Annotated in this window: 5 protein-coding genes, 1 tRNA gene and 3 rRNA genes; 8 read left to right on the plus strand and 1 reads right to left on the minus strand. The window is 52.5% G+C overall.

The genetic code is table 11. The annotated features are described in order from the left end of the window. The first annotated feature begins 55 nt into the window (after positions 1 to 55). The 8 genes from rluD to FOC35_RS13525 all read left to right on the plus strand — a co-directional run bounded on the left by rluD (position 56) and on the right by FOC35_RS13525 (position 11,710). Positions 56 to 1,036, plus strand: a complete 981-nt coding sequence (rluD, locus tag FOC35_RS13490; RefSeq protein ID WP_016537840.1) for a 23S rRNA pseudouridine(1911/1915/1917) synthase RluD — start codon at positions 56 to 58, stop codon at positions 1,034 to 1,036. Beyond that, on the plus strand, positions 1,033 to 1,764 hold the full coding sequence (yfiH, locus tag FOC35_RS13495) for a purine nucleoside phosphorylase YfiH (protein WP_172569154.1): 732 nt from the start codon (positions 1,033 to 1,035) through the stop codon (positions 1,762 to 1,764). Before rluD ends, yfiH begins: the two co-directional genes overlap by 4 nt. A gap of 130 nt (positions 1,765 to 1,894) precedes the next feature. After that, complete coding sequence (gene clpB, locus FOC35_RS13500; protein ID WP_172569155.1) at positions 1,895 to 4,468, plus strand: ATP-dependent chaperone ClpB; 2,574 nt, start codon at positions 1,895 to 1,897, stop codon at positions 4,466 to 4,468. Between the two features lie 448 nt (positions 4,469 to 4,916). Further along, positions 4,917 to 6,458 (plus strand): 16S ribosomal RNA (locus FOC35_RS13505). A 74-nt stretch (positions 6,459 to 6,532) separates the two neighbouring features. Next, a tRNA-Glu gene (locus FOC35_RS13510) sits at positions 6,533 to 6,608 on the plus strand. A gap of 206 nt (positions 6,609 to 6,814) precedes the next feature. Further along, positions 6,815 to 9,722, plus strand: a 23S ribosomal RNA gene (locus FOC35_RS13515). A gap of 94 nt (positions 9,723 to 9,816) precedes the next feature. After that, positions 9,817 to 9,932: ribosomal RNA gene (rrf, locus tag FOC35_RS13520) — 5S ribosomal RNA — on the plus strand. The 16S, 23S and 5S rRNA genes sit together here with 1 tRNA gene alongside, the layout of an rRNA operon. A gap of 479 nt (positions 9,933 to 10,411) precedes the next feature. Beyond that, entirely contained in the window at positions 10,412 to 11,710 is a 1,299-nt protein-coding gene (locus FOC35_RS13525) for an MFS transporter (RefSeq protein WP_172569156.1), read from the plus strand. A 45-nt stretch (positions 11,711 to 11,755) separates the two neighbouring features. Here FOC35_RS13525 and pssA read toward each other — a convergent pair whose 3' ends face one another. After that, a complete protein-coding gene (gene pssA / locus FOC35_RS13530; protein ID WP_172570368.1) occupies positions 11,756 to 13,111 on the minus strand; it encodes a CDP-diacylglycerol--serine O-phosphatidyltransferase in 1,356 nt (451 codons plus the stop codon). Positions 13,112 to 13,146: the final 35 nt, after the last annotated feature.

Consider the following 13,146-nt stretch of genomic DNA (forward strand, 5'->3'; position numbering starts at 1 on the left):
ACATTATATTAAACGGCATTGCCGTAAAACCCAACGTTAACGAAAGAAGCTGTCTATGGCACAACTAGTACAACTCACCGAAACGGTGTCCGATTCACAACTGGGTCAACGCTTAGATCAGGCATTGGCCGAATTGTTCCCGGATTATTCGCGTTCGCGCATAAAAGAATGGATTCTTGACCAGCGGGTCACGGTCAACGGCGTTGTCTGGGACAAGCCGAAAGAAAAAGTGTTGGGCGGCGAAAGCGTGGCTATCAATGCTGAAATCGAAGAAGAAGTTCGCTGGGAGCCTCAGGACATCCCGCTGAATATCGTTTATGAAGATGAAGATATTCTGGTGATCAACAAGCCTCGCGACCTGGTGGTTCACCCGGGCGCAGGTAATCCTGATGGCACGGTGCTTAACGCATTACTTCATTATTATCCGCCAATTGCTGACGTGCCGCGTGCGGGGATCGTTCACCGTCTCGATAAAGACACGACTGGCCTGATGGTGGTGGCGAAAACCGTTCCGGCGCAAACTCGCCTGGTAGAAGCGCTGCAGCTGCGTGAAATTACCCGTGAGTATGAGGCTGTTGCCATTGGTCATATGACCGGCGGCGGCACGGTGGAAGAGCCGATCAGCCGTCACCCGACGAAGCGTACCCATATGTCGGTACATCCGATGGGCAAACCGGCGGTGACTCATTACCGCATTATGGAACACTTCCGTGTACACACTCGTCTGCGTCTGCGTCTGGAAACCGGCCGTACTCACCAGATTCGTGTGCATATGGCGCACATCACCCACCCGCTGGTGGGCGATCAGCTGTACGGTGGCCGTCCGCGTCCGCCAAAAGGCGCGTCGGATGAGTTTGTCAGCATTCTGCGCAAGTTCGATCGCCAGGCGCTGCACGCCACCATGCTGCGTCTTTACCACCCAATCAGCGGGATTCTGATGGAGTGGAGCGCGCCGATCCCGCAAGATATGGTTGACCTTATCGAAGCCCTGCGTGCCGATACCGAACTCCACAAGGATCAAATGGACTGGCTATGAGCAAAACGATTGTCCCGCAGTGGCCCCTGCCTCAGGGGGTTGCTTCCTGCAGCTCAACCCGCATCGGCGGCGTAAGCGTAGCGCCGTATGATTCACTCAACCTGGGCGCCCACTGCGGTGATAACCCAGAGCACGTTGAAGAGAATCGCCGGCTGTTTTATGCCGCTGCCGGTCTGCCGTCGAAGCCGGTCTGGCTTGAACAGGTACACGGCAAAGCGGTATTGAAGCTGGCGGGCGAACCGTATGCCTCAAAACGAGCGGATGCTTCTTATAGCAATACGCCCGGAACGGTTTGTGCGGTGATGACGGCGGATTGCCTGCCGGTATTGTTCTGTAATGCTGCCGGGACAGAAGTGGCGGCAGCTCATGCTGGCTGGCGTGGGCTGTGTGACGGCGTACTTGAAGAGACGGTCGCCTGTTTTCAGGATAACCCGGAAAATATCCGCGCCTGGCTGGGGCCCGCTATCGGCCCGCAAGCCTTTGAAGTCGGGCCGGAAGTGCGCGAAGCCTTTATGGCAAAGGACGAAAAAGCGGCCTTTGCTTTTCGCGCTGCCGGAGAAAAGTATTATGCTGATATCTACCAGCTGGCACGCCAGCGGCTGGCCAATGTGGGCGTCACGCAGGTGTACGGCGGCGATCGCTGTACCTGGACCGAAAGTGGCGATTTCTTCTCATATCGTCGCGACAGAACCACGGGGCGTATGGCAAGTTTCATTTGGCTGATATAACCTCTTGAATCAAGACGATCCAGTGCGGGTAGCTCACGCTTCATATATTTCAGGTCATTAACCTTGAATAATTGAGGGATGACCTCATTTAATCTCCAGTAGCAAATTTGACCTGTTTATGGGAGGAGTTATGCGTCTGGATCGTCTTACCAATAAATTCCAGCTTGCTCTCGCCGATGCCCAATCTCTTGCACTTGGGCACGACAATCAATTCATCGAACCCCTTCACCTGATGAGCGCCTTGCTCAATCAGGAAGGTGGCTCCGTGCGCCCGCTGCTGACCTCTGCCGGGGTTAATGCGGGCCAGCTGCGTACCGCAATCGAACAGGCACTAAGCCGCCTGCCACAGGTAGAAGGTACCGGCGGCGACGTCCAGCCTTCTCAGGATTTGGTTCGCGTGCTGAACCTGTGTGACAAGCTCGCACAAAAAAGAAACGATAACTTTATCTCGTCAGAACTCTTTGTTCTGGCCGTGCTTGAGTCGCGCGGTACGCTGACGGACCTGCTGAAATCGGCGGGCGCAACGACAGCAAATATTACCGCCGCTATTGAGCAGATGCGTGGAGGTGAGAGCGTGAATGACCAGGGTGCCGAAGACCAACGTCAGGCATTGAAGAAATATACCGTCGATTTAACCGAGCGTGCCGAACAGGGCAAACTGGACCCGGTTATCGGCCGCGACGAAGAAATTCGCCGTACTATTCAGGTATTGCAACGTCGTACCAAAAACAACCCGGTGCTTATCGGTGAGCCCGGCGTGGGTAAAACGGCCATTGTTGAAGGACTGGCTCAGCGCATTATTAATGGTGAAGTGCCGGAGGGGCTAAAAGGTCGCCGGGTACTGGCTCTTGATATGGGCGCGCTGGTGGCCGGTGCGAAATATCGCGGTGAGTTCGAAGAACGCCTGAAAGGGGTGTTGAACGATCTCTCAAAACAGGAAGGCAACGTCATCCTGTTTATTGATGAGCTGCATACTATGGTTGGTGCAGGTAAAGCAGACGGCGCGATGGACGCCGGTAACATGCTTAAACCGGCTCTTGCCCGCGGCGAGCTGCACTGCGTAGGGGCGACTACGCTCGACGAATACCGTCAATATATAGAGAAGGATGCCGCGCTGGAGCGCCGTTTCCAGAAAGTGTTCGTCGCCGAGCCTTCTGTTGAAGACACCATTGCGATTCTGCGCGGGCTGAAAGAGCGCTATGAGCTGCACCACCATGTGCAAATCACTGACCCGGCGATCGTTGCGGCGGCTACGCTTTCTCATCGCTATATTGCGGACCGTCAACTGCCGGATAAAGCCATCGACCTTATTGATGAAGCTGCATCCAGTATCCGTATGCAGATTGACTCCAAGCCGGAAGAGCTTGACCGCCTTGACCGCCGCATCATCCAACTGAAGCTGGAGCAGCAGGCGCTGAAGAAAGAGTCGGATGAAGCCAGCCAAAAACGCCTCAGCATGCTCAACGAAGAGCTGGAGCAGAAAGAGCGCGACTATTCAGTGCTGGAAGAAGAGTGGAAAGCAGAGAAAGCTTCGCTGTCCGGGACTCAAACTATTAAGGCCGAGCTGGAGCAGGCGAAAATCGCTATCGAGCAGGCCCGCCGGGTAGGCGACCTGGGACGGATGTCCGAGCTGCAGTACGGGAAAATCCCCGAGCTGGAAAAACAGCTAGCGGCGGCAACCCAAAGCGAAGGCAAAACTATGCGTCTGCTGCGTAATAAGGTGACGGATGCGGAAATTGCCGAAGTGCTGGCGCGCTGGACCGGGATACCGGTAGCGAGAATGCTGGAAGGTGAGCGTGACAAATTGCTGCGCATGGAAAAAGAACTTCATCAGCGAGTGATTGGTCAGGACGAAGCCGTGGAAGCCGTATCAAATGCTATTCGCCGTAGCCGTGCGGGGCTGTCCGATCCAAACCGTCCTATTGGGTCGTTCCTGTTCCTCGGGCCAACCGGGGTAGGGAAAACCGAACTGTGCAAAGCGCTGGCTAACTTTATGTTCGACAGCGACGATGCGATGGTGCGTATCGATATGTCGGAGTTTATGGAGAAACACTCCGTATCCCGTCTGGTAGGGGCACCTCCGGGCTATGTTGGTTATGAAGAAGGCGGTTACCTGACCGAAGCCGTGCGTCGCCGTCCTTATTCGGTGATTTTGCTGGATGAAGTCGAGAAGGCGCACCCGGATGTATTTAACATCCTGCTGCAGGTGCTGGATGATGGTCGTCTGACCGATGGGCAGGGCAGAACCGTCGATTTCCGCAATACGGTGGTGATTATGACCTCGAACCTTGGTTCGGACTTAATTCAGGAGCGCTTTGGCGATCTGGATTACGGTCATATGAAAGATCTGGTTCTCGGTGTGGTAAGTCAAAGCTTCCGTCCGGAATTCATTAACCGTATAGATGAAGTCGTTGTGTTCCATCCGCTGGGTGAGCGTCATATAGCTTCTATTGCGCAGATTCAGCTGCAGCGTTTGTACAAACGTCTCGAAGAGCGTGGTTATGGCGTGCATATTTCTGATGAAGCGCTGAAGCTGCTTAGCGAGAACGGTTATGACCCTGTATACGGTGCACGTCCGCTGAAACGAGCTATCCAGCAGCAAATTGAGAACCCGCTGGCTCAGCAAATCCTCTCCGGGGAGCTGATTCCTGGGAAAACAATTCAGCTGGAAGTGAAAAACGACCGCATTGTGGCAGTGCAGTAAGTCACATAAAGTAAAAAAACGAGCCCATTCGGGCTCGTTTTTGTTTGTAAAACGGCCAATCCTGGCCAGGATGTATACTTATCGCCTGGAAAATGAGCGTTCGATAATTATTTTGTATTTTATACTTGTCAGGCTCTGAGAACTCCCTATAATGCGCCTCCACTGACACGGCAAGGCGGCTTCGAAAGCGACTTAACAACCCGGTAGTCAGTCAGGCGAAAGCGAAAATAAACGCTTGACTCTGAAAGAGGAGGGCGTAATATACGCCACCTCGAGTTAGCAAGCGAAAGCGCCTAACTCACTGCTCTTTAACAATTTATCAGACAATCTGTGTGGGCACTCGCAGGATTGATATCTCAGCATCTTAGGATGCAAAAAAATATCAAGTCTTGAAGAGTGACTACTGATTTTATAAACAGTTTTAATTCTTTGAGCATCAAACACTTTTAAATTGAAGAGTTTGATCATGGCTCAGATTGAACGCTGGCGGCAGGCCTAACACATGCAAGTCGAGCGGTAACAGGGAGTAGCTTGCTACTCTGCTGACGAGCGGCGGACGGGTGAGTAATGTCTGGGGATCTGCCTGATGGAGGGGGATAACTACTGGAAACGGTAGCTAATACCGCATAACGTCGCAAGACCAAAGAGGGGGACCTTCGGGCCTCTTGCCATCGGATGAACCCAGATGGGATTAGCTAGTAGGTGGGGTAATGGCTCACCTAGGCGACGATCCCTAGCTGGTCTGAGAGGATGACCAGCCACACTGGAACTGAGACACGGTCCAGACTCCTACGGGAGGCAGCAGTGGGGAATATTGCACAATGGGCGCAAGCCTGATGCAGCCATGCCGCGTGTGTGAAGAAGGCCTTCGGGTTGTAAAGCACTTTCAGCGAGGAGGAAGGCATTAAGGTTAATAACCTTGGTGATTGACGTTACTCGCAGAAGAAGCACCGGCTAACTCCGTGCCAGCAGCCGCGGTAATACGGAGGGTGCAAGCGTTAATCGGAATTACTGGGCGTAAAGCGCACGCAGGCGGTTTGTTAAGTCGGATGTGAAATCCCCGGGCTCAACCTGGGAACTGCATTCGAAACTGGCAAGCTTGAGTCTTGTAGAGGGGGGTAGAATTCCAGGTGTAGCGGTGAAATGCGTAGAGATCTGGAGGAATACCGGTGGCGAAGGCGGCCCCCTGGACAAAGACTGACGCTCAGGTGCGAAAGCGTGGGGAGCAAACAGGATTAGATACCCTGGTAGTCCACGCCGTAAACGATGTCGACTTGGAGGTTGTGCCCTTGAGGCGTGGCTTCCGGAGCTAACGCGTTAAGTCGACCGCCTGGGGAGTACGGCCGCAAGGTTAAAACTCAAATGAATTGACGGGGGCCCGCACAAGCGGTGGAGCATGTGGTTTAATTCGATGCAACGCGAAGAACCTTACCTACTCTTGACATCCAGAGAACTTTCCAGAGATGGATTGGTGCCTTCGGGAACTCTGAGACAGGTGCTGCATGGCTGTCGTCAGCTCGTGTTGTGAAATGTTGGGTTAAGTCCCGCAACGAGCGCAACCCTTATCCTTTGTTGCCAGCGGTTCGGCCGGGAACTCAAAGGAGACTGCCAGTGATAAACTGGAGGAAGGTGGGGATGACGTCAAGTCATCATGGCCCTTACGAGTAGGGCTACACACGTGCTACAATGGCGCATACAAAGAGAAGCGACCTCGCGAGAGCAAGCGGACCTCATAAAGTGCGTCGTAGTCCGGATTGGAGTCTGCAACTCGACTCCATGAAGTCGGAATCGCTAGTAATCGTAGATCAGAATGCTACGGTGAATACGTTCCCGGGCCTTGTACACACCGCCCGTCACACCATGGGAGTGGGTTGCAAAAGAAGTAGGTAGCTTAACCTTCGGGAGGGCGCTTACCACTTTGTGATTCATGACTGGGGTGAAGTCGTAACAAGGTAACCGTAGGGGAACCTGCGGTTGGATCACCTCCTTACCTAAAAGATACAAACCCGCGTAGTGCTCACACAGATTGTCTGATAGAAATTAACGAGCAACAGTAGTACCAGAGTCCCCATCGTCTAGAGGCCCAGGACACTGCCCTTTCACGGCTGTAACAGGGGTTCGAATCCCCTTGGGGACGCCATACCGATAATGAGTGAAAGACATTATCACTGAATATCTTAAAGATGACTTTCGAGTCGTGTTTAAGATATTGCTCTTTAACAATCCGGAACAAGCTGAAAATTGAAACGACACACTGTTTCTGTTCTCCGTAATAAGAACAGAATAGAAGTGTGTTCGAGTCTCTCAAATTTTCATAATCTGAAGCGAAACATCTTCGGGTTGTGAGGTTAAGCGACTAAGCGTACACGGTGGATGCCCTGGCAGTCAGAGGCGATGAAGGACGTGCTAATCTGCGATAAGCGTCGGTAAGGTGATATGAACCGTTATAGCCGGCGATTTCCGAATGGGGAAACCCAGTGTGTTTCGACACACTATCGTTAAGTGAATACATAGCTTAACGAAGCGAACCGGGGGAACTGAAACATCTAAGTACCCCGAGGAAAAGAAATCAACCGAGATTCCCCCAGTAGCGGCGAGCGAACGGGGAGCAGCCCAGAACCTGAATCAGTTTGTGTGTTAGTGGAAGCGTCTGGAAAGTCGCAGGGTACAGGGTGATACTCCCGTACACTAAAATGCACATACTGTGAGTTCGAAGAGTAGGGCGGGACACGTGGTATCCTGTCTGAATATGGGGGGACCATCCTCCAAGGCTAAATACTCCTGACTGACCGATAGTGAACCAGTACCGTGAGGGAAAGGCGAAAAGAACCCCGGCGAGGGGAGTGAAACAGAACCTGAAACCGTGTACGTACAAGCAGTGGGAGCCTCATTTATGGGGTGACTGCGTACCTTTTGTATAATGGGTCAGCGACTTATATTCTGTAGCAAGGTTAACCGTATAGGGGAGCCGCAGGGAAACCGAGTCTTAACTGGGCGTTAAGTTGCAGGGTATAGACCCGAAACCCGGTGATCTAGCCATGGGCAGGTTGAAGGTTGGGTAACACTAACTGGAGGACCGAACCGACTAATGTTGAAAAATTAGCGGATGACTTGTGGCTGGGGGTGAAAGGCCAATCAAACCGGGAGATAGCTGGTTCTCCCCGAAAGCTATTTAGGTAGCGCCTCGTGAACTCATCTTCGGGGGTAGAGCACTGTTTCGGCTAGGGGGCCATCCCGGCTTACCAACCCGATGCAAACTACGAATACCGAAGAATGTTATCACGGGAGACACACGGCGGGTGCTAACGTCCGTCGTGAAGAGGGAAACAACCCAGACCGCCAGCTAAGGTCCCAAAGTCATGGTTAAGTGGGAAACGATGTGGGAAGGCACAGACAGCCAGGATGTTGGCTTAGAAGCAGCCATCATTTAAAGAAAGCGTAATAGCTCACTGGTCGAGTCGGCCTGCGCGGAAGATGTAACGGGGCTAAACCATGCACCGAAGCTGCGGCAGCGACGCTTATGCGTTGTTGGGTAGGGGAGCGTTCTGTAAGCCGTCGAAGGTGGACTGTGAGGTCTGCTGGAGGTATCAGAAGTGCGAATGCTGACATAAGTAACGATAAAGCGGGTGAAAAGCCCGCTCGCCGGAAGACCAAGGGTTCCTGTCCAACGTTAATCGGGGCAGGGTGAGTCGACCCCTAAGGCGAGGCCGAAAGGCGTAGTCGATGGGAAACAGGTTAATATTCCTGTACTTGGTGTTACTGCGAAGGGGGGACGGAGAAGGCTATGTTAGCCGGGCGACGGTTGTCCCGGTTTAAGCATGTAGGCGGGAAGTTTAGGTAAATCCGGACTTCTGTTAACGCTGAGGTGTGATGACGAGGCACTACGGTGCTGAAGTAACAAATGCCCTGCTTCCAGGAAAAGCCTCTAAGCATCAGGTAACATTAAATCGTACCCCAAACCGACACAGGTGGTCAGGTAGAGAATACCAAGGCGCTTGAGAGAACTCGGGTGAAGGAACTAGGCAAAATGGTGCCGTAACTTCGGGAGAAGGCACGCTGTCGGTAGGTGAAACCCCTCGCGGGTGGAGCTGAAGGCAGTCGAAGATACCAGCTGGCTGCAACTGTTTATTAAAAACACAGCACTGTGCAAACACGAAAGTGGACGTATACGGTGTGACGCCTGCCCGGTGCCGGAAGGTTAATTGATGGGGTTATCCGCAAGGAGAAGCTCTTGATCGAAGCCCCGGTAAACGGCGGCCGTAACTATAACGGTCCTAAGGTAGCGAAATTCCTTGTCGGGTAAGTTCCGACCTGCACGAATGGCGTAATGATGGCCAGGCTGTCTCCACCCGAGACTCAGTGAAATTGAAATCGCTGTGAAGATGCAGTGTACCCGCGGCAAGACGGAAAGACCCCGTGAACCTTTACTATAGCTTGACACTGAACATTGAGCCTTGATGTGTAGGATAGGTGGGAGGCTTTGAAGCGTGGACGCCAGTCTGCGTGGAGCCAACCTTGAAATACCACCCTTTAATGTTTGATGTTCTAACGTAGACCCGTGATCCGGGTTGCGGACAGTGTCTGGTGGGTAGTTTGACTGGGGCGGTCTCCTCCTAAAGCGTAACGGAGGAGCACGAAGGTTAGCTAATCACGGTCGGACATCGTGAGGTTAGTGCAAAGGCATAAGCTAGCTTGACTGCGAGAGTGACGGCTCGAGCAGGTGCGAAAGCAGGTCTTAGTGATCCGGTGGTTCTGAATGGAAGGGCCATCGCTCAACGGATAAAAGGTACTCCGGGGATAACAGGCTGATACCGCCCAAGAGTTCATATCGACGGCGGTGTTTGGCACCTCGATGTCGGCTCATCACATCCTGGGGCTGAAGTAGGTCCCAAGGGTATGGCTGTTCGCCATTTAAAGTGGTACGCGAGCTGGGTTTAGAACGTCGTGAGACAGTTCGGTCCCTATCTGCCGTGGGCGCTGGAGAATTGAGGGGGGCTGCTCCTAGTACGAGAGGACCGGAGTGGACGCATCACTGGTGTTCGGGTTGTCATGCCAATGGCATTGCCCGGTAGCTAAATGCGGAAGAGATAAGCGCTGAAAGCATCTAAGCGCGAAACTTGCCCCGAGATGAATTCTCCCTGGGAACTTGATTCCCCTGAAGGGACGTTGAAGACTACGACGTTGATAGGCTGGGTGTGTAAGCGTAGCGATACGTTGAGCTAACCAGTACTAATGACCCGTGAGGCTTAACCTTACAACACCAAAGGTGTTTTGCGAGACAAATCGATTTTCAGCGAAGTTCAGGATTGAACTGATGGTCACGAAGTGACGGTCAGTAACAGAATTTGCCTGGCGGCCGTAGCGCGGTGGTCCCACCTGACCCCATGCCGAACTCAGAAGTGAAACGCCGTAGCGCCGATGGTAGTGTGGGGTCTCCCCATGCGAGAGTAGGGAACTGCCAGGCATCAAATAAAACATCAAGGCCACCCTTACGGGTGGCCTTTTTGTTTTTATCAGAACCATGGAAATTTTCTACACGAGCATGGCCATGCGACAAACGTGTCGGGAACACGTTTGAACGCCGCGAGCGACGGCCCCGGAGGGGCGAGTATCAGGATGATACGAGTACTAAATCGGGAACGGATTTGCACAGCCGGAGGCTGCCCGCAGGGTGACGGGCAGGACAGCCCGGCATACAACTGCCAGGCATCAAATTAGCAATAACCCCGACCGAAAGGCCGGGGTTTTTTGCTTTCTGTGACCTGGAAATATCACCAAAGAAATAGCCTCTATCCCATCTACAGCTATAAAAGCTTAGCCTGCTCACAAAAATCACTGTAACAACTCAGCAACAGAAAACTTCGCCTCACGAATTTTGTTTCTCCTGCTTTACTGTATCCGGGGTGGTTACGCCCATTAAGGAAGACAGGAGAAGAAAATAAAATGATCGAAACAACAAATGAAGCAAATGTTGCGCTGACGGCCGCGGATACTCGCCGGCGGGTCTGGGCTATTGTTGGCGCATCATCCGGGAACCTGGTTGAGTGGTTTGATTTCTATGTTTACTCATTCTGCTCGCTCTACTTTGCTCACATCTTTTTTCCGGCCGGGAATACCACAACCCAGCTTTTACAGACTGCCGGTGTTTTTGCCGCCGGCTTCCTGATGCGGCCTATTGGCGGTTGGCTGTTCGGATATATTGCCGATAAGCATGGTCGTAAAAACTCGATGCTCATTTCCGTCTGCATGATGTGTTTTGGCTCACTGGTCATAGCTTGCTTGCCCGGTTACGCGACGATTGGCACCTGGGCTCCGGCGTTACTGCTTCTGGCTCGTTTATTTCAGGGCCTTTCCGTTGGGGGAGAATATGGCACTAGCGCGACTTATATGAGTGAGGTTGCCGTCGAAGGGCGCAAAGGTTTTTACGCCTCGTTCCAGTATGTCACGCTGATTGGCGGGCAGCTGGCCGCTCTTCTGGTTGTGGTGGTTTTGCAGCAGGCATTGAGCGATGAAGATCTTCGTAGCTGGGGATGGCGTATTCCGTTTGCCATCGGTGCCGTATTGGCCATTGTTGCACTCTATTTGCGGCGCTCGCTCGATGAAACGTCGGATAAAACAACTCGGGCACATAAAGATGCCGGGACGTTATGCGGGCTGTGGAAAAATCGTAAAGCCTTCATCATGGTGCTTGGTTTTACCGCCGGCGGCTCGCTGGCTTTCTATACCTTTACCACCTATATGCAGAAATATCTGGTGAATACCGCCGGGATGCATGCCAATACGGCCAGTGCCCTGATGACCTTTGCTCTGTTCGTCTTTATGGTTATCCAGCCGTTCTTCGGCGCGCTGTCTGACAGAATTGGTCGTCGAACCTCTATGCTGTGTTTTGGCGGGCTGGCCGCAATACTCACTGTCCCCATTCTGACGGCTCTACAAAATGTTAATTCTCCGTGGGCGGCTTTTGCTCTGGTAATGGCGGCGATGGTGATTGTTAGTTTTTATACTTCAATCAGCGGCATTCTTAAGGCCGAGATGTTCCCACCGGAAGTGCGTGCCCTTGGCGTGGGGCTTTCTTATGCGGTCGCTAACGCAATATTTGGCGGCTCCGCAGAATATGTTGCCCTTTCGCTGAAATCTATGGGCAGCGAAACGGCCTTCTTCTGGTATGTATCCGGTATGGGGGCGGTGGCATTTCTTGTATCGCTGATGCTTCATCAGAAAGGAAAAGGGATTAAGCTTTAACCCGCTGCTGGCAATAAAAAGCCCTGCAATGCAGGGCTAATCTAGTCAGAGAATACGGCTGATAAGCCTGTCGATACGGATTCGACGCAATCTACGAATGAGTTTGCGAACTTTCACCGGATACTCGGCAATGTTTTGTAAATCACGATAATGCTGAACAACCGTGGTGTGGGTGCGAATCAGATCCAATTCTTTGGTTCGCAACGCCTCAAGTTCTCTTTTAGGATCGTGGATCAGCAGGGCATTTTCTAAATCCAGGCGCCACGCTCTCGGGTTCAGGTTGTTCCCGGTGAGCAACATCCACTCGTCATCCACCCACATACCTTTAAGGTGATAGCTATTGTCGTCATCTTTCCACAGACGCACAATCAGCTGCCCGGTATTCACGTAATACTGCAGGCGGCTCAGGAAACGGCGTAGGTTAATTTCGTAGAGATACGGTAATGCACCGATAATTTTAAATGGCTGATCTTCCGGAATATAGAAGTCGTTCGCCGTCTTATCCCCGACGATAATTTCAACCTGCTTTCCGTTCCTCAGCAACTGAATAATATTGCGCACCAGCACTGCGGGAAGGTTGAAATAAGGCGTGCAGATGGTGAGTTTGCGCTCCGCACACGGCATCAGGTGGAAGATGGTTTTATTCAGCAGGCTGGATTTCCCCAGGCCAACCAGCGGCGTGACCGAAAGCTGGTCGTTATCCGCATCGCCCTGGAAGACGAAGCTGGCATCACGCAACTCCTGACGGAACAGGCGAATATCGTTTTTGATCTCAGGACTTTTGGGCCTGTCAGTGACATCGAGACGATGGACTGCACGGCCATGAACCAGATTCTGATTCACCCAGCCGTACATAATATCGGCCAGCTGCTGGTTGCGCACTACCTGATAACGGTCGTAGCGGTACTTGTCGTGTTGATGCAGATAAACATCATTGAGGCTGGCGCCGCTGTAGATAACGGAGTCATCGATGATGAAACCTTTAAAGTGCAACACGCCCAACGCTTCGCGGGTATTGACCGGAACGCCGTATACCGGGATTTTCACGTCGGGGAACTGTTCGCTCATGCGATGATACCAGTCCGCATTGGTGTTGGTTGCGGCAACACCAATACGTCCGCGCTGGGCACGGTGCCAGTCAACCAGTACGGAAACTTCCAGTTCCGGGCGTAGCTGTTTGGCCTGATAAAGGGCAGACAGAATACCGTTACCGCCATCATCCTGCTCGAGGTACAGCGCAATGATGCAAATACGCTGCTTCGCGCAGGCGATTTTATTCAGCAGAGTTTCACGGAAATCTGCCGGGGAGAACAGGGTCTCTACATCATCAACTGATTGAGAAAGCTTGGGTAACTGGGCAAGGTGTTGTTGATGTTTATTACGTTTAAATTTAGACAACATCACAGTGCTTATCTTCTCTATTCATTGGATGGCCT

It is taken from the genome of Cedecea sp. FDAARGOS_727 (genome assembly GCF_012273235.1).
GTDB lineage: Bacteria > Pseudomonadota > Gammaproteobacteria > Enterobacterales > Enterobacteriaceae > Cedecea > Cedecea davisae.

Coding starts and splice junctions, on each gene's coding strand:
- clpB (WP_172569155.1), top strand. CDS start 1,895: ATGCGTCTGGATCGTCTTACCAATAAATTCCAGCTTGCTCTCGCCGAT.
- FOC35_RS13525 (WP_172569156.1), top strand. CDS start 10,412: ATGATCGAAACAACAAATGAAGCAAATGTTGCGCTGACGGCCGCGGAT.
- rluD (WP_016537840.1), top strand. CDS start 56: ATGGCACAACTAGTACAACTCACCGAAACGGTGTCCGATTCACAACTG.
- yfiH (WP_172569154.1), top strand. CDS start 1,033: ATGAGCAAAACGATTGTCCCGCAGTGGCCCCTGCCTCAGGGGGTTGCT.
- pssA (WP_172570368.1), bottom strand. CDS start 13,111: ATGTTGTCTAAATTTAAACGTAATAAACATCAACAACACCTTGCCCAG.